This is a genomic window from Synechococcus sp. BA-120 BA3, from assembly GCF_034931285.1.
In the GTDB taxonomy this organism is placed as follows: domain Bacteria; phylum Cyanobacteriota; class Cyanobacteriia; order PCC-6307; family Cyanobiaceae; genus Cyanobium.
The window spans coordinates 1-778 of record NZ_JAYGHZ010000499.1 but is presented as its reverse complement, the minus strand read 5'-3'; the positions used below and the strand labels follow the sequence as shown (position 1 = coordinate 778).

General features: G+C 76.0%; 1 protein-coding gene. It reads left to right on the top strand.

Translation table 11 applies throughout. The features are described 5' to 3' along the window. The coding region (locus VB737_RS17150) for a MutS N-terminal domain-containing protein (RefSeq protein ID WP_500314753.1) at nucleotides 1-778 on the top strand (778 nt) is incomplete at both ends.

The window sequence follows — 778 nt, the reverse complement described above, 5'->3', positions numbered from 1 at the left end:
GCCCCGAGGGCGACGGCGAGCAGGCCGGTGACCCGAGCGTTGGCGATGCCAGCGGCTCCCCGACGCCGCCAGGCGACGCCGCCCCGGAGCCCGGGGACGACCTGCCCCGCTGGCACCACCATTCCCTGGTGGACCCTGCGGCGCTCACGCCAGTGCTGCGGCACTACGTGGAGCTGAAGGCGGCCCATCCGGACCGGGTGCTGCTCTACCGCCTCGGCGACTTCTACGAGTTCTTCTTCGAGGACGCGATCCTGCTCTCGCGCCTGCTGGAGCTCACCCTCACCGGCAAGGACGCCGGCAAGGCCCTGGGCCGGGTGCCGATGGCGGGCATCCCCCACCACGCCGCCGAGCGTTACTGCGCCGACCTGGTGCGCCGCGGCCTCAGCGTGGCCCTCTGCGACCAGCTGGAGGCCACCCCCGCCAAGGGGGCCCTGCTGCGCCGCGGCATCACCCGGGTGCTCACCCCCGGCACGGTGCTCGAGGAGGGCATGCTGGCGGCCCGGCGCAACAACTGGCTCTGCGCCGTGGTCCTCGACGGGGACGGCAGCGCAGCGGGCCGCTGGGGCCTGGCCGTCGCCGACGTCAGCACCGGCGAGTTCCGGGTGACCGAGCGCACGGGCAGCGGCAGCCTGCACCAGGAGCTGCTGCAGCTGGAGCCCGCCGAGGTGGTGTGGCCCGGCCCGGCGGAGGCGCCCGCCTGGTGCCCCGAGGGGCTGCGGCTCACCGCCCTGGCCCGCACCCCCTTCGACGCCACCGAAGCCGCCGCCCTGCTGCGCCG